The organism is Clostridium sp. J1101437_171009_A5, assembly GCF_015547905.1.
Taxonomy (GTDB): domain Bacteria; phylum Bacillota; class Clostridia; order Oscillospirales; family Oscillospiraceae; genus Pseudoflavonifractor_A; species Pseudoflavonifractor_A gallinarum.
This window is the reverse complement of record NZ_JADMVY010000011.1, coordinates 39,157-62,399: the sequence shown is the minus strand read 5'-3', so window position 1 is coordinate 62,399 and position 23,243 is coordinate 39,157. Positions and strand designations below refer to the sequence as shown.

General features: G+C 62.1%; 21 protein-coding genes, 3 tRNA genes and 1 riboswitch. Of the genes, 15 read left to right on the top strand and 9 right to left on the bottom strand.

Annotation, left to right across the window (positions count from 1 at the left end):
* Positions 1–17 precede the first annotated feature (17 nt).
* The 3 genes from I2C21_RS13915 to I2C21_RS13905 are packed head-to-tail and all read left to right on the top strand — an operon-like array spanning position 18 to position 4,259.
* A complete protein-coding gene (locus tag I2C21_RS13915) occupies positions 18–950 on the top strand; it encodes an AAA family ATPase (protein ID WP_195279528.1) in 933 nt (310 codons plus the stop codon).
* A 10-nt stretch (positions 951–960) separates the two neighbouring features.
* Positions 961–1,968 (top strand): DUF58 domain-containing protein, encoded by a 1,008-nt coding sequence (locus I2C21_RS13910; protein ID WP_195279527.1) that lies wholly within the window; start codon positions 961–963, stop codon positions 1,966–1,968.
* Positions 1,965–4,259 (top strand): transglutaminase-like domain-containing protein, encoded by a 2,295-nt coding sequence (locus tag I2C21_RS13905; RefSeq protein ID WP_195279526.1) that lies wholly within the window; start codon positions 1,965–1,967, stop codon positions 4,257–4,259. The genes I2C21_RS13910 and I2C21_RS13905 overlap by 4 nt, the downstream gene beginning before the upstream one ends.
* Before the next feature lie 112 nt (positions 4,260–4,371).
* On the opposite strand, the gene I2C21_RS13900 is transcribed toward I2C21_RS13905, so the two are convergent.
* Positions 4,372–5,184, bottom strand: a complete 813-nt coding sequence (locus I2C21_RS13900; RefSeq protein ID WP_195279525.1) for a sensor histidine kinase — start codon at positions 5,182–5,184, stop codon at positions 4,372–4,374.
* Positions 5,185–5,470: 286 nt separating this feature from the next.
* Between I2C21_RS13900 and gap the strand changes: the two genes are divergently transcribed.
* On the top strand, positions 5,471–6,484 hold the full coding sequence (gene gap / locus I2C21_RS13895) for a type I glyceraldehyde-3-phosphate dehydrogenase (RefSeq protein ID WP_101692276.1): 1,014 nt from the start codon (positions 5,471–5,473) through the stop codon (positions 6,482–6,484).
* Positions 6,485–6,570: 86 nt separating this feature from the next.
* Here gap and I2C21_RS13890 read toward each other — a convergent pair whose 3' ends face one another.
* The 7 genes from I2C21_RS13890 to I2C21_RS13860 form a co-directional block, all read right to left on the bottom strand.
* Positions 6,571–7,347 carry a TIGR00282 family metallophosphoesterase gene (locus I2C21_RS13890; protein ID WP_101692277.1) on the bottom strand — a complete coding sequence of 259 codons (777 nt, stop codon included), beginning with the start codon at positions 7,345–7,347 and terminating at the stop codon, positions 6,571–6,573.
* Positions 7,344–7,760 carry a PPC domain-containing DNA-binding protein gene (locus I2C21_RS13885; protein WP_286167307.1) on the bottom strand — a complete coding sequence of 139 codons (417 nt, stop codon included), beginning with the start codon at positions 7,758–7,760 and terminating at the stop codon, positions 7,344–7,346. The genes I2C21_RS13890 and I2C21_RS13885 overlap by 4 nt, the downstream gene beginning before the upstream one ends.
* Before the next feature lie 107 nt (positions 7,761–7,867).
* Positions 7,868–8,812, bottom strand: a complete 945-nt coding sequence (gene prmA / locus I2C21_RS13880; RefSeq protein WP_195279524.1) for a 50S ribosomal protein L11 methyltransferase — start codon at positions 8,810–8,812, stop codon at positions 7,868–7,870.
* A gap of 1 nt (position 8,813) precedes the next feature.
* Complete coding sequence (locus I2C21_RS13875; RefSeq protein ID WP_193535970.1) at positions 8,814–9,686, bottom strand: DegV family protein; 873 nt, start codon at positions 9,684–9,686, stop codon at positions 8,814–8,816.
* Between the two features lie 52 nt (positions 9,687–9,738).
* Positions 9,739–10,290, bottom strand: coding sequence for a DUF1836 domain-containing protein (locus I2C21_RS13870; protein ID WP_186963075.1), 552 nt, complete (start codon positions 10,288–10,290; stop codon positions 9,739–9,741).
* A 179-nt stretch (positions 10,291–10,469) separates the two neighbouring features.
* Positions 10,470–12,068 (bottom strand): ABC-F family ATP-binding cassette domain-containing protein, encoded by a 1,599-nt coding sequence (locus I2C21_RS13865; RefSeq protein ID WP_195279523.1) that lies wholly within the window; start codon positions 12,066–12,068, stop codon positions 10,470–10,472.
* 173 nt (positions 12,069–12,241) lie between these two features.
* Positions 12,242–13,471: a hypothetical protein gene (locus tag I2C21_RS13860; RefSeq protein ID WP_195279522.1), complete on the bottom strand. Its 1,230-nt coding sequence runs from the start codon at positions 13,469–13,471 to the stop codon at positions 12,242–12,244.
* A 327-nt stretch (positions 13,472–13,798) separates the two neighbouring features.
* Between I2C21_RS13860 and I2C21_RS13855 the strand changes: the two genes are divergently transcribed.
* Positions 13,799–14,626 carry a putative RNA methyltransferase gene (locus tag I2C21_RS13855; protein WP_195279521.1) on the top strand — a complete coding sequence of 276 codons (828 nt, stop codon included), beginning with the start codon at positions 13,799–13,801 and terminating at the stop codon, positions 14,624–14,626.
* 450 nt (positions 14,627–15,076) lie between these two features.
* On the opposite strand, the gene asnA is transcribed toward I2C21_RS13855, so the two are convergent.
* Positions 15,077–16,090 carry an aspartate--ammonia ligase gene (gene asnA, locus I2C21_RS13850; protein WP_101692286.1) on the bottom strand — a complete coding sequence of 338 codons (1,014 nt, stop codon included), beginning with the start codon at positions 16,088–16,090 and terminating at the stop codon, positions 15,077–15,079.
* A gap of 245 nt (positions 16,091–16,335) precedes the next feature.
* Between asnA and I2C21_RS13845 the strand changes: the two genes are divergently transcribed.
* From I2C21_RS13845 to I2C21_RS13800, 10 genes are all read left to right on the top strand, one after another.
* Entirely contained in the window at positions 16,336–17,184 is an 849-nt protein-coding gene (locus I2C21_RS13845; RefSeq protein ID WP_195279520.1) for a GDSL-type esterase/lipase family protein, read from the top strand.
* A complete protein-coding gene (sigV, locus tag I2C21_RS13840) occupies positions 17,181–17,681 on the top strand; it encodes an RNA polymerase sigma factor SigV (RefSeq protein ID WP_195279519.1) in 501 nt (166 codons plus the stop codon). Before I2C21_RS13845 ends, sigV begins: the two co-directional genes overlap by 4 nt.
* Positions 17,674–18,525, top strand: a complete 852-nt coding sequence (locus I2C21_RS13835) for a DUF3298 and DUF4163 domain-containing protein (protein WP_195279518.1) — start codon at positions 17,674–17,676, stop codon at positions 18,523–18,525. The genes sigV and I2C21_RS13835 overlap by 8 nt, the downstream gene beginning before the upstream one ends.
* Positions 18,526–18,661: 136 nt before the next feature.
* Positions 18,662–18,738, top strand: a tRNA-Met gene (locus I2C21_RS13830).
* A gap of 24 nt (positions 18,739–18,762) precedes the next feature.
* Positions 18,763–18,837: transfer RNA gene (locus tag I2C21_RS13825), tRNA-Glu, on the top strand.
* Positions 18,838–18,866: 29 nt separating this feature from the next.
* A tRNA-Val gene (locus tag I2C21_RS13820) sits at positions 18,867–18,943 on the top strand.
* Positions 18,944–19,012: 69 nt separating this feature from the next.
* On the top strand, positions 19,013–20,443 hold the full coding sequence (locus I2C21_RS13815) for a serine hydrolase domain-containing protein (RefSeq protein WP_195279517.1): 1,431 nt from the start codon (positions 19,013–19,015) through the stop codon (positions 20,441–20,443).
* Positions 20,440–21,351, top strand: a complete 912-nt coding sequence (locus tag I2C21_RS13810; RefSeq protein WP_353654818.1) for an RluA family pseudouridine synthase — start codon at positions 20,440–20,442, stop codon at positions 21,349–21,351. The genes I2C21_RS13815 and I2C21_RS13810 overlap by 4 nt, the downstream gene beginning before the upstream one ends.
* The gene (locus I2C21_RS13805) at positions 21,348–21,830 is read left to right on the top strand and encodes a GNAT family N-acetyltransferase (protein ID WP_180956804.1); all 483 of its coding nucleotides are present in this window, start codon (positions 21,348–21,350) and stop codon (positions 21,828–21,830) included. The genes I2C21_RS13810 and I2C21_RS13805 overlap by 4 nt, the downstream gene beginning before the upstream one ends.
* 26 nt (positions 21,831–21,856) lie before the next feature.
* A riboswitch (Fluoride riboswitch) is annotated at positions 21,857–21,935 on the top strand.
* A gap of 53 nt (positions 21,936–21,988) precedes the next feature.
* Positions 21,989–23,212 carry a cation:proton antiporter domain-containing protein gene (locus I2C21_RS13800; RefSeq protein ID WP_195279516.1) on the top strand — a complete coding sequence of 408 codons (1,224 nt, stop codon included), beginning with the start codon at positions 21,989–21,991 and terminating at the stop codon, positions 23,210–23,212.
* Positions 23,213–23,243 lie beyond the last annotated feature (31 nt).

The window sequence follows — 23,243 nt, the reverse complement described above, 5'->3', positions numbered from 1 at the left end:
TTGGAGGAGGCGCACCTATGACCGAACGCAAGCTGGCCGCGGACGTGATCCTGGAGGTCCGCAAGGCCGTGGTTGGAAAGGACGCGGTGCTTTCCAAAGCCCTGCTGGCCATCCTGGCCCGGGGCCATATTCTGCTGGAGGACATCCCCGGCGTGGGCAAGACCACCATGGCCCTGGCGTTTTCCCGGGCTCTTTCCCTCCGGTATCACCGGGTCCAGTTTACCCCGGACGTCATGCCCTCGGACCTGACGGGCTTTACCATGTTCAACAAGGCCACCGGGCAGATGGAGTACCAGCCGGGGGCGGTGCTGTGCAATCTCTTTCTGGCCGACGAGCTCAACCGGGCCACCAGCCGCACCCAGTCGGCCCTGCTGGAGGCCATGGAGGAGGGGCAGGTCACCGTGGACGGCGTGACCCATCCGGTCCCCCAGCCCTTTCTGGTCATCGCCACCCAGAACCCGGCGGGGGCCTCCGGAACCCAGCTGCTCCCCGACTCCCAGCTGGACCGCTTCATGGTCAAGCTCTCCCTGGGCTATCCCTCTGCGGCCGATGAGACCGAGCTCCTGCGGCGCAAGCAGAGCGGAAATCCCCTCTCCCAGGTGGAGCGGGTGGCCACTCTGGAAGAGCTGGAGGCCATGCGCACCGCTGTGGACCGGGTCTATCTGAGCGACGCGGTGTGCGAGTACATCGTCCGTCTCATCGGCGCGACCCGGGAGCACCCGCTCATCGTTCAGGGGGCCAGCCCCCGGGCCACTCTGGCGGTGGCCGCCATGAGCCGGGCCGCCGCCTTCGTCCGGGGCCGGGACTACGTGACGCCCGACGATGTGCGTCTGGTCTTTGCCGACACCATTTCCCACCGGCTTCTCCTCTCCCCCCGGGGCGAGTCCGGCGAGGTCGGCAGCCCCGTGGAGGCCATCCTCAAAGGGATCCAGCCCCCTGCCATCCAGTGAGGCCGCCCCCATGCTGCACCGACGAATCGCCTATGGGGTGGCCCTGCTTCTGGCACTGCTGTTCCTGCTGTGCTCCACCGGGTATGCCGCTCTCTTCTTCCTGCTGTTTCTCCTCATCCTCCCGCTCCTCTCCCTAGCGCTGAGCCTGCCCGCCGCTCTGGGCGGTACCCTGGTTCTGACCTGCGCGTCCCCTTTGCTCACCCGCGGCGAGTCGGCCGGATGGATCCTCTCCTGTTCCAGCCACTCCCCCTTCCCGCTCACCCGCTTTCGGGCCCGGGTGGTGCTGGAGGACCCCTTTTCCGCCCAGCGCCTCATCCGGCAGGTGGACATCCGGGAGGGCGCCGGAACCTGGGAACAGGATATCCCCGCCGAACACTGCGGTGCCTGGACCTGCACGGTGTACCGGCCCCGCCTGTGTGACTTTTTGGGGCTCTTCTCCCTGCCCCTCTCCGTGCCCAAACCGGATACCCGGTATGTGCTCCCCGCACCCATGGAGGCAGGCCCTGTCCCCCAGCTCATCGGGGAGGGCGGACACTCCGTCCAATGGAAGGTCCGCCCCGGCGGCGGGAATACCGAGGACTATGATCTGCGGGAGTACCGCCCCGGGGACCCCATGCGCCTGGTCCACTGGAAGCTCTCCTCCAAGCGGGAGGAGTTGGTGGTCAAGGAGATGCTGGAGCCCTGCCGCCCCACGCTGCTGCTCACCTTTGACCACTTCGGCACGCCGGAGGAGCTGGACGCTGTTCTGGATCGCCTGCTGGCCATCTCCCGCCTGCTGCTGGAGCAAAATACCCCGCACGTCATCCAGTGGGCCCATCCGGTGAGCGGCGCGGTGGAGAGCTGCCCGGTCCCCGATGCCGCCTCCCTCATGGACGCCGTCCAGCGCATCTTGATCCAGCCCGCCCCCCTCCAGGGGCACTCCATTCTGGACGCGGCGGCCCCGCCGCCCGCCGGGGATGGGCCGCCCCGCCGGCTCCATGTGACCCCGACGCTCTGGCAGGAAGGGGGATGGCTGTGAACCGTTCTTCTTCCCCTCGCCCCTCTGCTCTGCGCCTGCTGGCCGATGGGCTGCTGCTGGGACTGCTTCTGTGGGCGCCGGTGGGCTGGTTCTGCACCGCCTTTTCCCTGCCGGTGGACCCGCTCCTCCTGTACGGGGGACTTACCCTGCTGACCTTACTCTCTCTCACTATATTCTCCCTCCCCCTGCGCTTTGGGATGCCCCTTTTGTTTCTCTCCTCCCTGCTCTGGGGGCAGCTGGTCTGGCGGATTTGGGAGGACCTCTTCGCCGGACAGGCGGCCATCCAGTGCGCCGTGGTCAATACCTATTCTGAGCACTTCCCCGGTCTCTCCCGCCTGGTCCCGGTGATGGAGCGCACCCCCGAGCAGTGGAGCTGGGCGGTGACCCTCACCGTACTGGCCGCTGCCGCGGTCTATGCCGTCTTGCTGGGCCTTCTGGTGGTATGCCTGCGCTCCTGTTGGGTCAGCGGACTGGCGGTTCTGGTCCCGGTGATCCCCGCCCTTCCGCTGGGCACCCCGCCCGTCTTGTGGCTGGTACTCCTGCTGACCGGCTGGGGCGGACTGCTCCTCAGCGCCCGCAGCGCCCGGGAGGACCCCCGAAGGGCGGCGCGCCTCACACTGGCCGCGCTGCCTCTGGTGGGTATCACCCTGAGCCTTCTGACCCTGCTTGTTCCGGCGGTGGATTATCAGCCCCCGGCCTGGGTGGAGGACGGTCGGGACACTCTTTTTCAGACCGTGGGGGACCTGAGCCTCTCCCTCAACTGGACCGGCCCCTTTGGCCGCTCTCTGTTCTCTTCCGCCGGCTCCACCGCCACGGTGGACCTCTCCGCCGCCGGAACCCAGAGCTACGACGGCCATACTGTCCTGCGCATCCGCACCGACTATACCGGAAAGCTCTACCTGCGGGGATACAGTGCCGCCCTCTATCAGGACAACCGCTGGACCCCCCTGGAGGAGGATGCCTATGCCTCCATCCTCTCGGATGGGGCTGTGGTGGACTCCACCGGGACCTCCTCGGGACTCAATCCTCTCAATTTCCCCGCCCGGGCGGAGGCCGATCTTCCCTATTATGCCTTTGAAGTGGAGCAGGTATCCGCCCCCGGCGGCTGTGTCTACTTCCCCTATCAGATCCTCTCCCGGCCGGAGGAGCTGCGGGGGGCCTCCTTTCAGGATGATTCCGGCATAATACGAAGCCCTCTGGTGGGGAAGCACACGGTCTATTTCCGGCCCGGCGCGCTGGAACCGGACGCCGCACCCCCGCTGGAGTGGCAGGATGCCCTGGCCGAACAGGAATACCAGGCATTTGTGCAGCAGCACTACCTCCAGGTCCCCGACGACCTCTTCTATGCCCTCTCCCCCCACGTCTATGCGCTCTCGGACCGGCTCTTCCAGGCTCAGATGTCCTCCTCCCGCTACGCCTTTTACTCTGCTTATGACCCGACCCGCGCCCCTCAGCTGGCGGCTGAACTGGTGGCGGAATACCTGGCTGAACTGGCCGAATACGACCTGGAGACCCCGCCCGTCCCGGACGGCGAGGATGTTACCCTCTATTTTCTCAACGAGAGCCATCGGGGATATTGTATGCACTTCGCCTCTGCCGGTACCCTTCTGCTGCGCTCCCTGGGAATCCCGGCCCGGTATGTAAGCGGCTATGTGACCAACGTCAAAACCCCCGGCTCCCACTCCGTACCCGACCGCGCCGCCCACGCCTGGGTGGAAATCTATCTCTCCGGCTACGGCTGGTATCCGGTGGAGATGACCCCCGGCTATCAGGGCGACGCCCTCCCCTGGAGTCAGGGCGAGAGCGAGGAGCCGGTCTCCACCCCCAGCGCCACGCCCAAGCCCACACCCACACCCAAGCCAAGCGCCGCGCCGGTGCAGACTCCCCGGCCCACCGCTTCCATCCCGCCCGCACAGACGCAGGACGACGGCGGGACAGGGTCTCTTCCCGGCTGGCTGCTCCCGGTTGGAATCCTTCTGGCGGTGTGTTTCCTCCCCATCCTGATCCGCTATATCACAGGGACCCTCCGGCGGCGCAGACTCCGGCAGGAGGACCCCCACCGGGCCATGGTATCCATCTACCGCTATGCCCGCAGACTCTCCCGCCACGGCGGAACGCTGCCTCCTTTGGTGGAGGAGCTGGCCCAAAAGGCGGCCTTCAGCCGGGACGGGGTGACGTTGGAGGAGTGCAGGCTGGCCCGGAAGGCGGCAAGCGCCGAAGCGGAGCGGCTCTACCGCTCCCGCCCCTGGTGGAAACGGCTTCTGCTGCGCTGGTTCTGGTTCCTCTGCTGACGGGATCTTTTCCACCCTTTCACCCCTCTGTGTGCAAAACCGCCGGGCGATCCATTGGGATCGCCCGGCGGCTCCACTTTCTACTGCTTCCGTACCGCAGATCATTCTTCTTTTATTCCACATCCTCCGGCAGATAGGCCTCAAAGGGCAGGACATCGGACAGCTCCACCAGCACCTGGGAAAAGCCGCCGGTGGGGTCGTAGCCCATTCGAGGCGTGTGCAGCCCCGTGGCCTCTGTGTCGTTGGCCACCGGCAGAGAGATGACTGCCCGCAGTCCACGGCGCTCCTCCCCCTGCTCAAAGACCAGGGTGCCTTGATGGCACTCCACCACTTCCCAGGCCAGCTCCACCCCCATCCGGGTCTGGACACCGGAATCTTTCTTCCAGCCGCTCCCGGACTCTATAGATTCGGATCTGGGCAGCGGAGTTTCTCCCCCGCTGTTCCACACGGACAGACGCACGCTTCGCCCCTCGGTACAAAGCCGCAGCCCGGCCTGGCCGCCGCTGCTGGCGGCATGCAGGGCGTTAGCAATCAGATTCAGAAGCATCCGGCGCAGCAGCAGCGGATCCCCCAGTACGGCGGCCTCCCGGCCGTCCCACTCCCATTGAAAGTCCACGCGGAGCGGGGCAGCAGCCCCCGTTACCTTCTGGCACAGCTCCCGGCAGAGGGGCTCCAGCTCCAGCAGGACCGGATGAAACTCCAACTTGTCGCCCCGCCGCTCCCGCTGGGCTAGGTCTACATGCTCGGCCAGGCGCAGCAGTCGATAAAGGCTCTGATTCAAAATGGCCATATATTGGTCATAGTGCCGATTTTCCTGCTCCCGGATCACCGGGGCCAGGAGTTGGGAGGCTGCCATCAGGTTCCCCACCTGTTCCCGAAGCTGTTCTGCCAGGAAGCGCTCCAGCTCATCCGCATCCTTACTCAATTTAAAACCTCCCTCGGCCAACGCCTGAAAGTGCTTTCGAACACGCTACTAGGATTACAGGGCAGCATAAGCCCCATACACACGGCCAGTATAGCAAATACTGGCTTCTACAACAAGCTTAAAAGTCGACTTGTGTCGAATTTCGCCCACTTTTGGTCAAACCGCCACGGCTTTTTATGGACAATGACCAGTTTTTTACGTTTGGCCCTTTTCATTTCCCCCCGTGTGGGATATAATAAGGATGCGCGAAGGTACAACAACTACACTTTGTGAAGGAGAGATTCCCATGAGCATCAAAGTTGGCATTAATGGTTTCGGCCGCATCGGCCGTCTCGTGTTCCGCGCCGGCCTCGAGCGTTCTGACATCGAATTCGTTGGCATCAACGATCCTTTTATGAGCCCTGACTACATGGCTTATATGCTGCGTTACGACACCATGCACGGCAAGTTTGAGGGCACCATCGAGTATGATGAGACCTCCATCACCGTCAACGGCAAGAAGGTCAACTTCTACGCCTGCATGGATCCCAAGGACATTCCCTGGGGTGAGATCGGCGCGGAGTACGTGGTGGAGTCCACCGGCCTGTTCCTGACCAAGGAGAAGGCCCAGGCTCACATCGACGCCGGCGCCAAGCACGTCGTCATGTCCGCCCCCTCCAAGGACGACACCCCCATGTTCGTCATGGGCGTCAACCAGGACAAGTACGACTCCAGCATGACCTTTGTCTCCAATGCCTCCTGCACCACCAACTGCCTGGCTCCCATCGCCAAGGTGCTGCATGACAACTGGGGCATCACCGACGGCCTGATGACCACCGTTCACTCCGTGACCGCCACTCAGAAGACCGTGGACGGCCCCTCCAAGAAGGATTGGCGCGGCGGCCGTGCTGCTTCCGGCAACATCATCCCCTCCTCCACCGGCGCTGCCAAGGCCGTGGGCAAGGTTATCCCCGAGCTCAACGGCAAGCTGACCGGTATGTCCATGCGTGTTCCCACTCTGGACGTGTCCGTGGTCGACCTGACCGTCAACCTGGCTAAGCCCGCCAAGTACGAGGAGATCTGCGCCGCCATGAAGAAGGCTTCCGAGGGCGAGCTGAAGGGTGTTCTGGGTTACACCGAGGACGCCGTCGTTTCCTCCGACTTCCTGGGCGACACCCACACCTCTATCTTCGACGCCACCGCCGGTATCGCCCTGACCGATACCTTCGTGAAGGTCGTGTCCTGGTACGACAACGAGATCGGCTACTCCAACAAGGTTCTGGATCTGATCGCTCATATGTACAGCGTGGACCACAAGTAAGCAATTCCTTACGTGTCCTGAAGTCATATGCAAAAATGCCTCCGCTCAGTATGAGCGGAGGCATTTTTTTGCCCTCTTGCGTAAACTCAGCGGACATCCACCCGGTCTACCGCCGTGCAGCGCCCGGTGGCGGTGTCCACGGAAAAGCGGACCGCGTCAATCTTACAGGGCCCTTCCGCCGACTCAAACCGCTGGGGCAGCCCGCCCAAAAAGCGGTTGATGGCCTGATTGGGCCGGATCCCCAGCACGCTGTGGATGGGCCCTGCCATACCCAGGTCGGTGACAAAACCCGTTCCCTTGGGCAGGATCTGTGTGTCGGCGGTGGGTACGTGGGTGTGGGTCCCCCAGACTGCCTGGACCTGTCCGTCCAGATACCAGGCCATGGCCCCCTTCTCACTGGTGGCCTCTGCATGGAAGTCCACCAGAATGATGTCGGCCTCGCCCCGCTTCACCCACCGTTCCGCCACGGTAAAGGGATTGTCAAAGTTGCAGTCCATCTCACACCGACCGATGAGGTTGAGCACCCCGATCCGCAGGCCTCTGGGCCCCTCATACACGCCCCACCCCCGGCCGGGCACCCGGTTGGTGTAGTTGGCCGGGCGGAGGATGTAGGGGTTCTCCTCCAGATAGTCGGCGATCTGGAGCCGGTTCCAGGTGTGGTTGCCCAGGGTGATCACATCGGCTCCCGCGTCAAAGATGGCCTGGGCCTGCCGGGGCAGGATCCCCACGCCCGAGGCATTTTCTCCGTTGACCACTGTGAAGTGGATCTCATGGTCTTTTTTCATGCCGCGCAGACGGCGGGACAGGTATTCCACCCCCGCTTCCCCCACCACGTCGCCAACAGCCAAGATATTCAGGATCATTTCGGTTCCTCCCCATGTGAGATGACCAGCTCGTCATAACCGGTCTCGGGGTCATAGCCCGCCCCAAAGGCCACGCCGGACAGCTCCAGCAGCACCACCTCTGCGGTGGTATTGACGATGCACCCGTCCTTCAGGTGCCCGCCCACGGTGGAGAGGTCCTCCCGGGACAGGGCAATATGCAGATGGGTCCGCTCCTCCGAGAGGGTCCCCATCAGGGAGACGATCTCCAGATGCTCCTCCAGGGTGTGCACGGTTACGCCGGAGGCATCTCGGATCACCGCCCGGCTCACACATCCCACGGCGGAGAGCACCACCGCCGCCCGGATATGCTGTTCTCTGACATAGCGCTCCAACGACTGCCGCAGGTCATCCCCCCGGCGCATCCGAAAGCAGTGGGTCCGCATATGACTCATCCCTTTCCCCCGTTATTTTCCCCATTATACGGGATTTTTGCCCAAGATGCAAAGGCTTTTCCCGGACGCAAAGAGGCGGACGCAGCTGCGTCCGCCTCGGTCTTTTGTTACTGGAACCGGGCCGCCAGGGCAACCCAGCCCTTTTTCTCCCACCGGTCCACGATGGTCAGGCCATTGCGCTCCAGCGCCTCCACTACCTCGTGGGCACGGACGTCGATGATGCCGGAGCACAGGAAGGTCCCGCCCTCCGTCAGAAAACGGTCCACCTTGGCAGAGAGGGGAATGATGACGTCGGCCACGATGTTGGCCAGCACCACCTGATACTTCTTCTCCGCCAGCTCGTTCACCAGTCCCTCGTCGGTGAGCACATCTCCCGCCAGCACATGGTAGCGGTCCTTTCCAATGTCGTTCATGGCCGCATTCTCATAGGCCACGTCCACCGCCTTGGGGTCGATGTCCACCGCCACCGCGTGCTCCGCACCCAGGCGAAGGGCCGCGATGGACAGGATGCCGCTTCCGCAGCCCAGGTCCAGCACCTTGCACCCGTCGGTCACATACCGCTCCACACCCCCCAGGCAGAGCTGGGTGGAGGCGTGAGAGCCGGTGCCGAAGGTGAGGCCGGGGTTCAGATAGAGGGCAGTCTTCCCCGCCGGGACGGGCTCCTCCCGCTCCCACTCGGGGACGATGTAGAGCCGCTCCCCCACCTCCATGGGCTTATAGTACTTCTGCCAGCTGTGGGCCCAGTCATTCTCTCCCAGTGCCGTGGTGGTATAGGGCTTATCAATGCCCTCCATCCACTTCTGGAGCTGCTTGCGCCCATCGGCATCATCCGAGACATAGAACTTGATGCGGCACACGCCCCGCATCTTCTCCTGGAGCTCCTCGTCCACATAATCCCAGTACTGGCGATTATTCTCCAAAAACTGCTGGAAATCGGCCTCGTCCTCGATGACCAGCCCGGTCACGCCGTTCATGGTCAGCCGGGCGGAGAGATCCTCCAGCTCCTGTGTGGTTGTGTCAATGGCCACTTCCAGCCACTTGATGTCTTCCATATTACCGCTCCGTTCCCATAAAGAAGAGTGCCACCGTACCCGGTCCGGTGTGGGCGCCAATGACGGGGCCGATGTGATTGTAGACCACGTCCTTCACGCCAAAGCGGCGCTTGGCCTCCTCGCCCACCACTTTGGCGTCCTCCAGACAGTCGCTGTGGCTGATAAAGATGACCTGCTCCTGGGGATCAGTGATCCGCTTTCCCATCTCATCCACCAGGTACTTGAGGGAGGCGCCGCGGCCGCGCACCTTCCCCACGTTGATGAGGTGGCCCTCGTTGTCCACATGGATGATGGGCTTGATGTTCAGCATTCCGCCCACAAAGGCTGTGGTGGCGGAAATCCGGCCACCCCGCTTCAGGTGGGCCAGATCGTCCACCGCCACCCAGTGGCAGAGCTTGAGCTTGTTGGCCTCGGCCCAGTCCCGGACCTCCTCCAGGCTCTTGCCCGCCTTCTGAAGGGCAACGGCCTGCCACACCAGAAGTCCCTGTCCCAGGGAGGCACACAGGGTGTCCACGGTGAAGATCTTCCGCTCGGGGTACTTCTCCCGCAGCTCGGCCACCGCAATGGCGGAGGAGTTATAGGTGGTGGAAAGCCCCGAGGAAAAGGCCAGCACCAGCACATCCTCCCCTGCCTGCAGCATGGGCTCCAGCACATCGATGTACTGGGAGACGTTCACGGCAGAGGTGGTGGCCATCTTTCCCTCCCGCAGGCGGCGGTAGAACTCCTCAATAGGCATGGCCCGGCGGTCCGGATGATCCTCATAGGTTTTTTCTTCCATGGTAAAACACAGGGGCAGAACGGTAACACCCAGTTCCTCCACCATGGCCGCGCTCATATCGGCGGCAGAGTCGGTGACAATGCGATAGTTGCTCATGGGAAAACCCTCCTTATCATGGGCCATATATGGCCCTCTTCGCCGGGCAGGCTCACTTCCCGGCGCGTTCCTTCTTCCGGCTGCTCCGCTCCGGCTCCGGCGTATGCTGGGCCAGGATGTCCAGCACCCGCTGACAGGCCAGACGATCCGCATAGCTGCGCAGGGCCAGATCCAGGGCCAGACGGGGCAGGTCTTCCTCCTCCCCCTCTTCGGGCAGGCTCTGGGCGGTCTCACTCAGCGCAGCGTCCAGCTGCCGGCAGAAGTAGGCATAGAGCTCCTCTGTGGTGCGCTTGCGCTCGGTACCCGCGGCGATGAGACGGTTGGTCTCCTTCACGGAGAGCACCTGCTTGAGCACACAGATAGCAGTCAGATACCCCAGATGGGTGCGGGAATAGCGCTTTCCCTCCGCCCTTGGAAGCAGGCCGTCCTTGATGTAGTTGTTTACCATGGCGGAGGTCAGCAGTTCCCCATCCCCGTAGTGGATGAGCTGCCGGGGCAGATAGGAGACCACCTGATCCATATACAGTCCGATGTCGGGAAAGCTCTCCCAGTCCACCGGCCGCTGCTCCTGCATCCGCGCTTTGAGTTCCTTGAGTTCCTCCATCGAGTATCCTCCTTGCCCGCTTTCTTCCGGAGTATTGTCTTTTATTCTATCACATTTTCCACAGGAAAGCAAAGGGCGCTTTCCCCGCATATTATGCCGCTTTCCGTCACATAACACGACTCACTTTACCTGGAGAAAAAGCCCGGCCCATCTCTCCGGAAGGGCCGGGCGCTGTGTCCTTATCCGTTGGAGCTTACGCTCTCCAGATACTCGTCATAGGTCATCTTCCGGTCGATGAGCTTGCCCTCGGCCGTGAAGTCAAAGATCCGGTTGGCCACGGTCTGCACCAGCTGGTGGTCGTGGGAGGAGAAGAGCACATTGCACTTCACCGCCTCCAGACCGTTGTTGACCGCGGTGATGGACTCCAGGTCCAGATGGTTGGTGGGCTGGTCCAGCAGCAGCACATTGGCCCCAGAGAGCATCATCTTGGAGAGCATGCACCGCACCTTCTCGCCGCCCGAGAGGACCTTCACGCTCTTATACACGTCGTCGCCCGAGAAGAGCATCCGGCCCAGGAAGCCGCGCAGATAGCTCTCGTGGGGGTCGGGGGAGAACTCCCGCAGCCACTCCACCAGGTTCTCGTCGTGCCCCTCGAAGAAGGCGGTGTTGTCCTTGGGGAAGTAGGAGAAGGTGGCGGTCTGGCCCCACTTCACGGTGCCCTCGTCGGGCTCCATCTCGCCGGTGAGGATCTTGAAGAGGGCGGTGTGGGCGTTCTCATTGTCGCCCACGAATGCGATCTTGTCATCGTGCCCCACGATGAAGGAGACCTTGTCCAGCACCTTCACTCCGTCGATGGTCTTGCTCACATCGGTGACAAAGAGGATGTCCTTGCCCACCTCCCGCTCGGGGGAGAAGGCCACCCAGGGATAGCGGCGGGAAGAGGCGGGCATCTCCTCCACGGTGAGCTTGTCCAGGAGCTTGCGTCGGGCCGTGGCCTGCTTGGACTTGGACTTGTTGGCGGAGAAGCGGGCGATAAAGTCCTGCAGTTCCTTGATCTTCTCCTCATTGCGCTTGTTCTGGTTCTTGATGAGGGCCTGCACCAGCTGGGAGGACTCATACCAGAAGTCGTAGTTGCCCACGTAGAGCCTGATCTTGTTGTAATCGATGTCCACGATGTGGGTGCAGATGGTGTTGAGGAAGTGGCGGTCATGGGAGACCACGATGACGGTCCCCTCGAAGTCCAGCAGGAAGTCCTCCAGCCAGTTGACCGCGTTGATGTCCAGGTTGTTGGTGGGCTCGTCCAGCAGCAGGATGTCGGGGTTGCCGAAGAGCGCCTGGGCCAGCAGGACCTTCACCTTGAGGCGGGCGTCCAGGGTGGCCATGTCGTTGTAGTGGAGCTCGGTGCCGATGCCCAGTCCCTGGAGGATGCGGGAGGCGTCGCTCTCGGCCTCCCAGCCGCCCAGCTCGGCATACTCCTCCTCCAGCTCACAGGCGCGGATGCCGTCTTCCTCGGTCATCTCCTCCTTGGCATAGAGGGCTTCCTTCTCCTTGCCGATGTCATAGAGGCGCTGGTTGCCCATGATGACGGTGTCCATGACATTGTAGGCGTCATAGGCGTTCTGGTTCTGCTTGAGGACCGACATGCGGGTCTTGGGCAGGATGGAGACCTCACCCTTGGTGGGCTCCAGCTCGCCGGAGAGGATCTTCAGGAAGGTGGACTTGCCCGCGCCGTTGGCGCCGATGATGCCATAGCAGTTCCCCTTGGTGAACTGAAGATCCACATGGCTGAACAGGGGCTGACCGCTGTACTGAAGGGTCAAATCAGAAACGGTGATCATTGTTTCGCTCCTTATCTGTCACAAAAAGTAATCATAATCTTGTCTATGATACCATATCCCATGCCAAAATGGTAGAGAAAAAAGGACGAAAGAGACGGTTCTTTCCCTGCCCTTTTCCACATCCGCGCAAAAACAGGCCCGGAGGCAAAACCTCCGGGCCAATGCAGCAGTTTTTACTTTTCCACGGTGGACAGAGCAAAGGTAATGTGATCGGTGGGCTTGTTAATCATCGTACCACCGCGGGTAAACGCAAAGGTATAAGTGCCGTCTCCGTTATCCGTGAATTCGTTGGAACCGTCAGAGCAGTTCAGAACCAGGGTCTTGCCGTCCGCCACCTGAACCGTAAAGGTGATCGTCTTTTCCCCCCAGAGATAATCACTATAGGACATCCGGATGGTCTCGTTCACGTCGACATTTACGCCCTCGCGCTTGTCCTCGATTCCATAAGTGACAGAGAGCACCCCGTCGTCCTTGCTCTCATAGGTAAAATAGGCATGGTCTTCTTCAAAAACCGCTTCCTTTTTGACCAGGTCAATCGCAGCGCCATCCACGCCGACGGTTACGTCATGGTCGCCGCCGATCATCTTGTAGCCGCTCAGACGGTTATTCTCCGCCAGCCACGCCTCGTTGATGGTCGTGCCATAGGGGACCATTACATTGTCAGTTTTGCTCTCCAGCGTGCCGCCATTGACTCCATTGTTGTTGTTCACATAGTAGTTAATGGTAACAGGATATTCATTCACCGTAAACTCAGGGGTCACCGTGATATTCTTGTTCTCATCGGCATACTTCAGCATATCAGCAGTGAATGTATCGGGCATCGCAGTTGTTTCATTCAGCATCCAGCGGCTGAAGGTATACCCCTCTTTTTCGGGAACAATGCTGGTGAACAGCGGCTCGTCCAGCGCGGCGGTGATGAAGCCCAGCTCGTTTCCATCCTCATTCGCGAAGGTGATCGTATACATGGTCTTGTCAGTCACCAGATCGAAGGAGACATCCTTCCCATAGCACCAGGCCTCAGCACCCTTATCGGTGAAGGAGAAGGTATAGGTGTTGCCACCGTCATACCGGAAATCGTCCTCCACCACATTGGTGCCGCTCAGGCCCACCAACTCATAGCCGGGCTCGGTGGTGACGGTGAAGGTGGTCACATTGGTGTAGCTGTCCCGCCACACGATGGTACCGGTCTGGGTGGTGATGGTCTGACCAGCCTCTACCGTACCGCTGAAGGTACCGTTGGTGTCGGACGCCTCCACTTTAGCGATACCGCCGTTGTCCCCTCCATAGGTGAAATTATAGTTGGCGGGGGCTCCATCCTTCCAGCTCAGGGCAGATGCGGCAGGCGCCATGACCGCCACAGCCAGAGTCAGGGCCGCAGCCCGCTTGAGTGTCTGTTTCTTCATTGCGTTTCTCTCCTTTTGTCAATTGATCCCCGGCCGCCTCCCAGGTATGGCTGGCCGGACGTTTGAAGTATGGCACACAGCGGTTACAAGTCGGTTACATTATTGAAGTTTTATGTGAATTTATATTATTTCCCGTTTCTGACATTTTTTCTCCCCTCAGACTCTTCTATATTTGTCTAATTTCCCATCTATCATCCCGCATCGCGCTTCCGGATAGGATCTGCTTATCCGAAAAACGTCTTTCTTTTTACACTGCAGCTCATATTCTGCTATAATAAATAAAAACTCCCTGTTATCCATTCTGTTCTCTGATAAGGAGGCCCCTCTATGAGCCTGTTCCGCTGCCCCATCTGCTCCGCTCCCCTCACCCGTGGGGAGCGTACCTATACCTGTCCCAACGGCCACAGCTACGACATTTCCAAGGAGGGCTATGTCCATCTCCTGCCCCCCAACCAAATGCACTCCAAGACCCCCGGAGATGACAAAGCCATGGTGACCGCCCGCAACCGCTTCCTCTCGGCGGGATACTACCAGCCGCTGCGCACCGCCCTGGAGGAACTGGCCCTCCGCTACGCCCCAGCCCCCTGCGCCGTGGTGGACTCGGGCTGTGGGGAGGGGTACTACACTGCCGGGATCGCCCAGGCCCTGCGGGAGGCGGGCCGTTCCCCCGCAGTGGCCGGGATCGACATCTCCAAATTTGCCCTCCGGTGGGCCGCCAAACGGGACCGGGAGACCGAATTCGCCGTAGGCTCCGCCTACCGCCTGCCGGTGGCGGACGGCTGTGCCCATTTGCTGGTCAACTGCTTTTCCCCTCTGGCCGCGGAGGAGTTCCACCGGGTCCTGAAGCCCGGCGGCGTGTTCCTCTATGTGGTGCCCGCGCCGGAGCACCTGTGGGAGCTCAAGGAGGTCCTCTACGACACGCCCTACCCCAACCCGGATGAGACCATCCCCTACGAGGGCTTTCAGCTCCTGGAGGTGGTCCCGGTGGAGACCATGCTCCATATCGAAAACCCGGAGGATCTCCAGGCCCTCTTCCAAATGACTCCCTACTGCTGGAAGACCCCAAAGGCCGGGGTGGAGCGGCTCCGCGCGCTGTCCCAGCTGGAGGTCCGCGCCGGCTTCCGCATCCACGTGTTCCGCCGGGATATGGCATAAAAAAGATTGGCGCGGCCCATGGGCCGCGCCGCAGTCTGTCAATAAAGTGTATTTCTGTGATTTATGCTGCAAGAGCCTCGCAGAGTTCCGCCGTCCGCAGACGGCGGAAGAGGGTCCAATCGTGTTTTCCGGCGGCGTGTACGTCGGGAAACACTCCTCTCAGGCCGCAAGTGTGCGAGCGCAAGCGAGTGCGCGCCGCGGCCTGCATCCCCCTCTCAAAAATGCTTGCATTTTTGAGAAATTTATAGCAGGATAACCCCCGCGTCCTGACACGCCGCGATGGTCTCTCCGTCCCACACGCTCGCCTGCACCTCGCCGATATGGGCCTTGTTCCCACCCGGCATTCATGCCGGGCGGGTCCCATTTTCCTTCCTCGGGGCGAGTGAATCGCCCCTGCGGCAAGGTTTTGCCAAGGCAAAACACTTGGTCTGGGCAAGGCCCATCCCGGCTTTACAGCAGGATGACCCCTGCGTCCTGGCACGCCGCGATGGTCTCTCCGTCCCACACGCTCGCCTGCACCTCGCCGATATGGGCCTTGCCCAGGAGCAGCATGCACAGACGGGACTGGCCAATGCCGCCGCCGATGGTCAGAGGAAGCTTGCCCTCCAGCAGGAGCTTGTGGAAAGTGAGGGAGCGCCGCTCATCGCAGCCGGCGGTGGTGAGCTGCTGGTCCAGCACCTCGGGGCTCACCCGGATGCCCATGGAGGAGACCTCAAAGGCCTTCTGCAGCACCGGGTTCCACAGCAGAATGTCGCCGTTGAGGTTCCAGTCGTCATAGTCGGGAGCACGGCCGTCGTGGGGCTTACCCGACTTGAGCGCGCCGCCGATCTGCATGAGGAAGGTGGTGGGATGATCCTTCACCCAGGCGTTCTCCCGCTCCTTGGGGGAGAGGTTGGGCCAGCGGTCCTCCAGCTCCTGGGTGGTGACAAAGCTCACCTCCGGGCACAGGGCAGGCAGCGCAGTGAGCCGGGGGTAGACCGAGCGCAGGGTGGTCTGGGTCTCACACATGGCCTTGACGATGGTGCGTACGGTCTGCTTCAGATACTCCACGTTCCGGTCCCGGGGGGCGATAACCTTCTCCCAGTCCCACTGATCCACATAGACCGAGTGCAGGTTATCCAGCTCTTCGTCCCGCCGGATGGCGTTCATGTCGGTGTAGAGTCCCTCTCCCACCGAGAACTGATACCGGTAGAGGGCCATACGCTTCCACTTGGCCAGAGAGTGGACCACCTGGGCGTCCCGGCCCGCGGAGGGGATGTCAAAGGTGACGGCCCGCTCCACACCGTTCAGGTCGTCGTTCAGGCCGGTGGCCGCCTCGACAAACAGTGGGGCGGAGACCCGCATCAGATTGAGCGCGCCTCCCAGTGCGTCCTCAAAAAAGCGCTTGAGAAGGCCGATGGCCTTCTGGGTATCATACAGGTTGAGGCAGGGAGCATAGCCCGCCGGGATGACGGTCTTTTCCATACGAACATCTCCTTTTATCCATCGGGACACGGGATACCATCCTACGTTTCTCGATTTAATATACTAACGCATTATAACCCACAGCACCCCACCTTGCAAGAGTGGACACAGGAAATTGCAGCAAACTTTTTCCCCACTCCCCACGTCTAATGGATAGTCACACAAAACCAGAAGGGAAGTAGAAAATGCCGCGCAGAGGTCACACATATCGCTCGTACGCACCCAGATGCCTGGGGGCGTTGGCTTTGTGCGCCTTTTTTCTGACCCTTGCCGGGAGTTTTGCGGTGGTTTCCCGCACGCTGGCCGCTGCGGCCTCTCACCCTTCTCCCCCATATGACAGCCGGTCGATTCCTGCGGCGGCCCCCTCGCCCTCTCTTTCCGCCCCGCCGACTGCTTCGGCCCCGCCTGCCACACTCCCGCCGGTCCCTTCCCCCACGGCCACCCCTGCGCCCCCCGCCTATGACTATGCCATGCCGGTACCGGCCTCCCAGGCTGTTTCTCTGGACTGGTTTTCCGATGCCGCCTTTCTGGGAGATTCCCGGACCGAGGGCCTGCTTCTCTATACCAAGGTGCGGCCGGCCGGCCGCCTGGCCTATCGGGGCATGAACCTCCAGACGGCCCGGAGTAAAGCCTTCCTTCCCAGCCATGGGAAGCGCCTGAGCGCGTTGGAGGCCCTTCAGGAGCAGCGCTTTTCCAAGCTCTATCTAGGCCTTGGGCTCAACGATCTGGGCTGGCGCAGTCCGGAGGGGTTTTACCTCCAGTATGCCCAGCTGATCGATCAGATCCGGCAGCTCCAGCCACAGGCCCAGATCTATCTTCAGACCCTGCTCCCGGTGACCAGCCGGAAATCGAATGAGGGCATTTTCACCAACGCAAAAATCACCGCTTATAACCAGAAGCTTCAGCTTCTGGCCCAGCAGAAGGAGCTCTTTCTGCTGGATATCTGGTCCCAGTTTGCCGATGCATCCGGTACGCTGCCCGCCCAGGAGAGCAGCGACGGGATCCATCTCTTCCCCAACGCCTATGAGAAATGGCTCTCTTACCTCCAGACCCACACCGTAGCCTTCGATAGCGGGAAGGAGGGAGCGCCATGAGTTCCGCTTTGGATCGCCGCGCCGTTCTCACCGAGTATATCCTGTCCCATCAGGCCGACTTCTACCGTCTGGCCTACAGCTATGTCAAGGATCGGGATGCCGCATTGGATGTGGTGCAGGAGAGTATCGTCAAAGCCCTCAGCAAGGCCGACTCCCTGCGGGAGCCCGCCTATGTCAAAACCTGGTTCTACCGCATTCTGGTCAATGAGAGCATCACCTGGTTCCGTCAGGGGAAACGGTTGGTCCCGCTGGAGGATCAGTTGGAACAGGAAGCCGCACCCGAATGCGATCCCGGCGCCCGGCTGGATCTCTACGACGCCATAGAAAAGCTCAGCGAAAAGGAGCGGACGGTCATCCGCCTGCGCTTTTTTGAAGATCTGAAGCTGGAGGAGATCGCCCGGGTCACCGGTGCAAATCTCAACACGGTCAAGTCCCGGCTCTACAAGGGACTCAAACATCTGAAAGAATGGACCGAGGAGGATGATATGGATGCATGAGCATTGGAAGGAAGCCAAGGAGCGCTACGAGGCCATTGAGATCCCGGAAGACCTCTCCTTTGCGACGGAGTCTGCGGTACGCCGGGGCAATCGCCGGTATCTGCGCCGCCGGACCCTTCGGAGGGGATGGGGCGCCGGTCTGGCCGCCTGCGCCTGCTTCTGCCTGCTGGTCAACGGCAGCCCTGCCTTTGCCAGCGCCGTGTCCTCTCTCCCTGTTCTGGGAGACCTGGCCCGGATCGTCACGGTGGAGCAGTATCAGATCAACGACCGGGAACATCTCATCGATGTCCGTCTCCCCGCACTGACCGACACCGGCAATACCGATCTGGAACAGCGCATCAATACCAAGATCCGCACCCGCATTGACCAGGTCCTGGAGGAGGCAGAGGAGCGTGCCCGGGAGACCCGGGACGCCTTTGTGGCCACCGGCGGCCGGGCCGAGGATTTTACCCCCATTATCATCGATGTGGACTATGAGGTAAAATGCTCCAACCAGCAGTATCTGTCCTTCGTGATCTACAAGACGGAAACCCTGGCCAGTGCCTATACGGAGATCTATACCTACAACCTGGATCTGACTACCGGGACCGAGCTCACCCTTCCCGGTCTTCTGGGCCCTGACTGGAAGGAACGGTGTGACCAAGTGATCCGCGACGAGATGGCCCGCCGCACCGCGGAGGAGGATGCGGTCTATTTCACCCAGGATCAGGGCGGCTTCTCCGGCGTGACCGATGACCAGGCCTTCTATCTGGATGCCGACGGAAATCCGGTCCTCTTCTTTGAGAAATATGAGATTGCCCCCGGTTATATGGGGATCCAATCCTTCTCCGTCCCCCTCCCCTAAACGGATCTGCTCCGGGCCGGCACAGGCCGGTCCGGAGCAGACAAAAAAAATCCAAAGTTTTTTGAAAAAACCAGTTGACAAATGGAAGGTTTTCGTCTATACTAAGTCCTGCCCTGTTTCGAGGGGCTGCTGAAAAGGCGGTATAGCTCAGTTGGCTAGAGCATGCGGTTCATACCCGCAGTGTCCCCGGTTCGAATCCAGGTACCGCTACCACAGGTCTGTTTCAGACCTTCGCTTGGCGCGTTGGTCAAGCGGTTAAGACACCGCCCTTTCACGGCGGTAACACGGGTTCGATTCCCGTACGCGTCACCACGACGGGAGAGGAATCGCTCCCGCCAATTGGAGGCTTAGCTCAGCTGGTTAGAGCGCCTGCTTCACACGCAGGAGGTCACTGGTTCGAGTCCAGTAGTCTCCACCATGAATGTCCCAGGACCACACGGTTCTGGGACATTTTCTTTTATCCGCCGAGGAAAGGGGCCTGACTGACATGAAGTGGAACACAGAGGCATTGGACCGTTTTCTGGAAGAAAAAATTGCTGAGCGCAAGCTCCCCGGTGTGGCGGTCTGTATCCGCGGACCGGAGGGCGTACTCTTCTCCAAGGGTTACGGCCACCGGGACGGAGCGGGTCTCCTCCCCGTGGACGGCGACACCATCTTCGGCGTGGCCTCCATGAGCAAATCCATGACTGCCCTGGCCCTGGCCATGCTGGAGGAGGAGGGGAAGCTCTCTCTGGAGGACCCGGTGGTCCGCTATTTTCCCACCTTCCAGGTGCCCGGCAACGCCCGGGATGAGGTGACCCTCCGGCACCTGGCCATGCACACCTCCGGCATCCCGCCCATGGAGCCGCTGGAGTGGTCCATTGCCATGAATACCCCCGGCCGCGACAGCAAGTGGGCCCGCACCCTCCAGGCCTCGGCCCCCAATGCCATGTCTACCATCCAGGAGGTCATCGACTACATCGCCCAGGGCCGCTACCCCACCCTGGGCGCGCCGGGTGAGATCATGAGCTACTCCAACGAGGGCTATGCCATCCTCTCCTATGTGGTGGACCAGGCCGCCGGCATCCCGCTGGAGCAGTTTTTGCAGGAGCGGGTCTTCCGCCCCCTGGGCATGGAGCGCTCGGTGATGGACATCGCGGGCGAGGAGGCCAAGGTCCTGGCCAAGGGAAACATCTCCGCCCTCTTTGACCTGGATGACGATGGCCAGCTCTACTGGGATGAGGTGTGGTCCGCCCTGCCTCCCTTCCGGGGGAGCGCCTGCGTCCGCTCCACTGCCCACGACATGGCCCGGTATTATCAGTGCCTCTCCAACGGCGGCGTGTTGGACGGGGTGCAGTGCCTCCCCGCCGGGGCGGTGGAGAAGCTGGCCGGACCGGCCTTCCCCACCCAGGAGAAGGCCTTCTACTGCCTGGGCCTCAACAAGCGCCTTCTGGACGGGCATGTGTACTGCGAGCACTCAGGCGGCCTCCACGGGGTCTCCTCCGAGGGCGGCTACCTGCAAGGGGAGAACTATGGCTTTGCGGTGCTGTGCAACCAGGGTGAGGTGGATGTGACCGACCTCCTGTGGGCCCTCTACAACGCGGTGACCGACCGGCCGCTGGAGGCCGACCACCGCTGGCTCCACCCCGCCGGCGGGACCTTCTCCCAGCCGGAGCTCCTCACCGGGCACTATGTCTGCCATGAGGGAGTGCCGGTCCACTGGACGGTCTCCTACCAGGACGGAGCACTCTCGGTGGACCAGGATGGAACCAAGCGCCGGCTGCTCTGGTGCGGCGGCACCTGGTTCCAGCAGCTGGATGAGGAGGGTCAGGTAGTGGGCCGCTGCCGCTTCCACATCCGCAACGGACAGGCCTGGGGCGTCCAGGTCTACACCCGCGTCTACCAGCGGGAAGATTATGAAAAGGAGACTCAGCTGTGAGAGAACCAAAACAATCCGCGCCCCTGACCTGGACCGTGGAGGAGGACGGCGTCCTGCTCCCCTTCCTGCTCTCCCATGTGAAGGGCAAGTCCCGCAACAACATCAAATCCATGCTCTCCTCCGGACAGTTCCGGGTGAACGGAAAGGTATTCACCCGCTTTGACCACCCTCTGGCTCCCGGCGACCGGGTGAGTCTCGCCCCCAAGCAGGCCCGGGAGGAGGTTCCCGCCCTCCCCTTCCCGGTGCTCTATGAGGACAAGGACATCATCGTCATTGACAAGCCCGCCGGACTCCTCACCATCGCCAACGAGAAGGAAAAGATCCGCACCGCCTACCACATCCTCACCGACTACATGCGGGAAAAGGAGAAGAACGGCCGGGTCTTTATCGTCCACCGCCTGGACCGGGACACCTCCGGCGTGGTGCTCTTTGCCAAAAACGAGGAGACCAAGCTGGCCTTCCAGGAGGACTGGGAGGGCCGGGTCCGCCGCCGGGGCTACCGTGCCCTGGTGGAGGGGGTGCCCGACGAGTCCGAGGGACGCATCCGCTCCTTCCTGCGGGAGACCCGCACCCATCTGGTCTACTCCGGCGCGCCGGGGCGGGACGCCAAGGAGGCCATCACCCGCTACCGGGTCCTCTGCTCCGGGGGCGGCTATGCCCTTTTGGAGGTAGACCTGGAGACCGGCCGCAAGAACCAGATCCGCGTCCACATGTCCGACCTGGGCCATCCCATCGCCGGAGACCGGCAGTATGGGGCCCAGAGCCGCCCGCTGGGCCGTCTGTGCCTCCACGCCCATGAACTCACCCTGGTGGACCCCCGCACCGGCGAGGAGCGCACCTTCTCCGCCAAAGAGCCGGCCGCTTTCCGCCGTCTGTGCCGGAGTGGAAGCGGGGAGGGCCGGAGATGAGTCCTGCCATCCGTCTGGAGCCCCTCACCCCGGCCGACGGGCCCTACTTCTATGAGCTGGGCTCCGATCCCCAGGTGGCCCGGTACATGCGCTTCTCTCCCCTCACCGATCCCGCCCAGGGGGACGAGCTGGCCCAGTCCTACACCACGGGGGGCAACCTGGCCTGGCGCATTGTGGATGCTGTGAGCGGCCGCTCCGCGGGGGTGGCCGCCCTCAAACTGGGGGACCATGAGGACACCCGCCGCTCGGTCTCCCTCTTCCTGGCCCGGGACGCCTGGGGACAGGGATACGGCGCGGCCGCCGTGCGCGCCCTCCAGGCGCAGGCGGTGGAGCTGGGATTTTCCACACTGGCGGGATTCATTGTGGAAGAAAACACCGCCTCCCGCCGTCTGGCTGAGAAATGCGGCTTCACCCTGGAGGAAATCCTCCACTTTCCCCATATCAAGCCGGGGCTGTGTCTCTACGGCTGGAGGGCTTGACAGCCGCCCCGTTCGGGAGTATACTGACACACCGAGGGAATGAAGTTCTCCCTGGCCCGCCCGTCGGGTAAAACCGCCATTACGGCTGATGACTTCTGCCAAGCGCAGGAGGCATCAGCCTTTTTTGCGCTCCAAATTCTGGAAAGGACGGTATTCTCATGCTGACAAGTCTCGCGCTCATCCTGCTTCTGGGGTTCTTCGGCTCGGCCGTGGCCCAGAAGCTCCACCTGCCCGGTCTGCTGGGCATGCTCCTGGTGGGCATCCTGCTGGGGCCCTCCCAGCTGAACCTGCTCTCCTCCTCTATGCTCTCCATTTCTGCCGATCTGCGGCAGCTGGCCCTCATCATCATTCTCACCCGGGCGGGCCTCTCCCTGGATCTGGCCGATCTGAAACGGGTGGGCCGTCCCGCCCTTCTCATGTGCTTTGTCCCTGCCTGCTTTGAGATCTTCGGCATAGTGCTGCTGGCTCCCCGGCTGCTGGGCATCTCCACGCTGGACGCCGCCATCATGGGCGCGGTGGTGGCCGCCGTATCCCCGGCGGTCATCGTTCCCCGGATGATCCGCCTGATGGACGAGGGCTGGGGCGCAGAAAAGAGCATCCCCCAGCTGATTCTGGCCGGCGCTTCGGTGGATGATGTCTTCGTCATCGTGCTCTTCACCGCCTTTACCGGCATGGCACAGGGCGGCAGCTTCTCCCCCGTCGCGCTCCTCTCCGTGCCGGTCTCCATCGTGTTGGGGCTGGCCGCCGGACTGGGGCTTGGCACGGGGCTTGCCCGCTGGCTGGACCGCCCCACCCTGCGTCTGCCGGTGCAGGTGCTGCTCCTGCTCTCCCTGGCCTTCCTGCTGGTAGAGGGCGAAAACCGACTGGAAGGGCTCATCCCCTTCTCCGGCCTTCTGGCCGTCATGGGGACCGGCATCGGCCTCCAGCGCCGTTCCAAGGCGTGCGCCAAGGCCCTCTCGGGCGCTTTTTCCACCCTCTGGGTGGGAGCCGAGGTCATCCTGTTCGTCCTGGTAGGCGCCGAGGTGGACGTCCGCTATGCTGCCGCGGCCGGCGCTATGGCGGTGATCACCGTTCTGGGCGCCCTTTGCTTCCGGGCGGTGGGGGTCTGTGTGTGCCTGCTGGGGTCCGGCTTCTCGCCCCGTGAGAAGCTCTTCTGCATTCTCTCCTACCTGCCCAAGGCCACGGTCCAGGCCGCCATTGGAGGCGTACCGCTGGCCATGGGTCTGGGCTGCGGGGAAATCGTGCTCACCGTGGCGGTCATCGCCATCCTGGTCACCGCCCCTCTGGGCGCGCTGGGAATCGAGCTGAGCTACCGCACCCTGCTCTCCCGAAATGGAGTTTCTGACGCACCGGAGGAGCTCCCGCCCGAGCCTACTCTGTAAGATAGACTCCACAGGAATAAAAAAGTCCGGC

Coding starts and splice junctions, on each gene's coding strand:
- I2C21_RS13915 (WP_195279528.1), top strand. CDS start 18: ATGACCGAACGCAAGCTGGCCGCGGACGTGATCCTGGAGGTCCGCAAG.
- I2C21_RS13910 (WP_195279527.1), top strand. CDS start 961: ATGCTGCACCGACGAATCGCCTATGGGGTGGCCCTGCTTCTGGCACTG.
- gap (WP_101692276.1), top strand. CDS start 5,471: ATGAGCATCAAAGTTGGCATTAATGGTTTCGGCCGCATCGGCCGTCTC.
- I2C21_RS13890 (WP_101692277.1), bottom strand. CDS start 7,347: ATGATCCTGAATATCTTGGCTGTTGGCGACGTGGTGGGGGAAGCGGGG.
- I2C21_RS13885 (WP_286167307.1), bottom strand. CDS start 7,760: ATGAGTCATATGCGGACCCACTGCTTTCGGATGCGCCGGGGGGATGAC.
- prmA (WP_195279524.1), bottom strand. CDS start 8,812: ATGGAAGACATCAAGTGGCTGGAAGTGGCCATTGACACAACCACACAG.
- I2C21_RS13875 (WP_193535970.1), bottom strand. CDS start 9,686: ATGAGCAACTATCGCATTGTCACCGACTCTGCCGCCGATATGAGCGCG.
- I2C21_RS13870 (WP_186963075.1), bottom strand. CDS start 10,290: ATGGAGGAACTCAAGGAACTCAAAGCGCGGATGCAGGAGCAGCGGCCG.
- I2C21_RS13865 (WP_195279523.1), bottom strand. CDS start 12,068: ATGATCACCGTTTCTGATTTGACCCTTCAGTACAGCGGTCAGCCCCTG.
- I2C21_RS13860 (WP_195279522.1), bottom strand. CDS start 13,471: ATGAAGAAACAGACACTCAAGCGGGCTGCGGCCCTGACTCTGGCTGTG.
- I2C21_RS13855 (WP_195279521.1), top strand. CDS start 13,799: ATGAGCCTGTTCCGCTGCCCCATCTGCTCCGCTCCCCTCACCCGTGGG.
- asnA (WP_101692286.1), bottom strand. CDS start 16,090: ATGGAAAAGACCGTCATCCCGGCGGGCTATGCTCCCTGCCTCAACCTG.
- sigV (WP_195279519.1), top strand. CDS start 17,181: ATGAGTTCCGCTTTGGATCGCCGCGCCGTTCTCACCGAGTATATCCTG.
- I2C21_RS13835 (WP_195279518.1), top strand. CDS start 17,674: ATGCATGAGCATTGGAAGGAAGCCAAGGAGCGCTACGAGGCCATTGAG.
- I2C21_RS13815 (WP_195279517.1), top strand. CDS start 19,013: ATGAAGTGGAACACAGAGGCATTGGACCGTTTTCTGGAAGAAAAAATT.
- I2C21_RS13805 (WP_180956804.1), top strand. CDS start 21,348: ATGAGTCCTGCCATCCGTCTGGAGCCCCTCACCCCGGCCGACGGGCCC.
- I2C21_RS13800 (WP_195279516.1), top strand. CDS start 21,989: ATGCTGACAAGTCTCGCGCTCATCCTGCTTCTGGGGTTCTTCGGCTCG.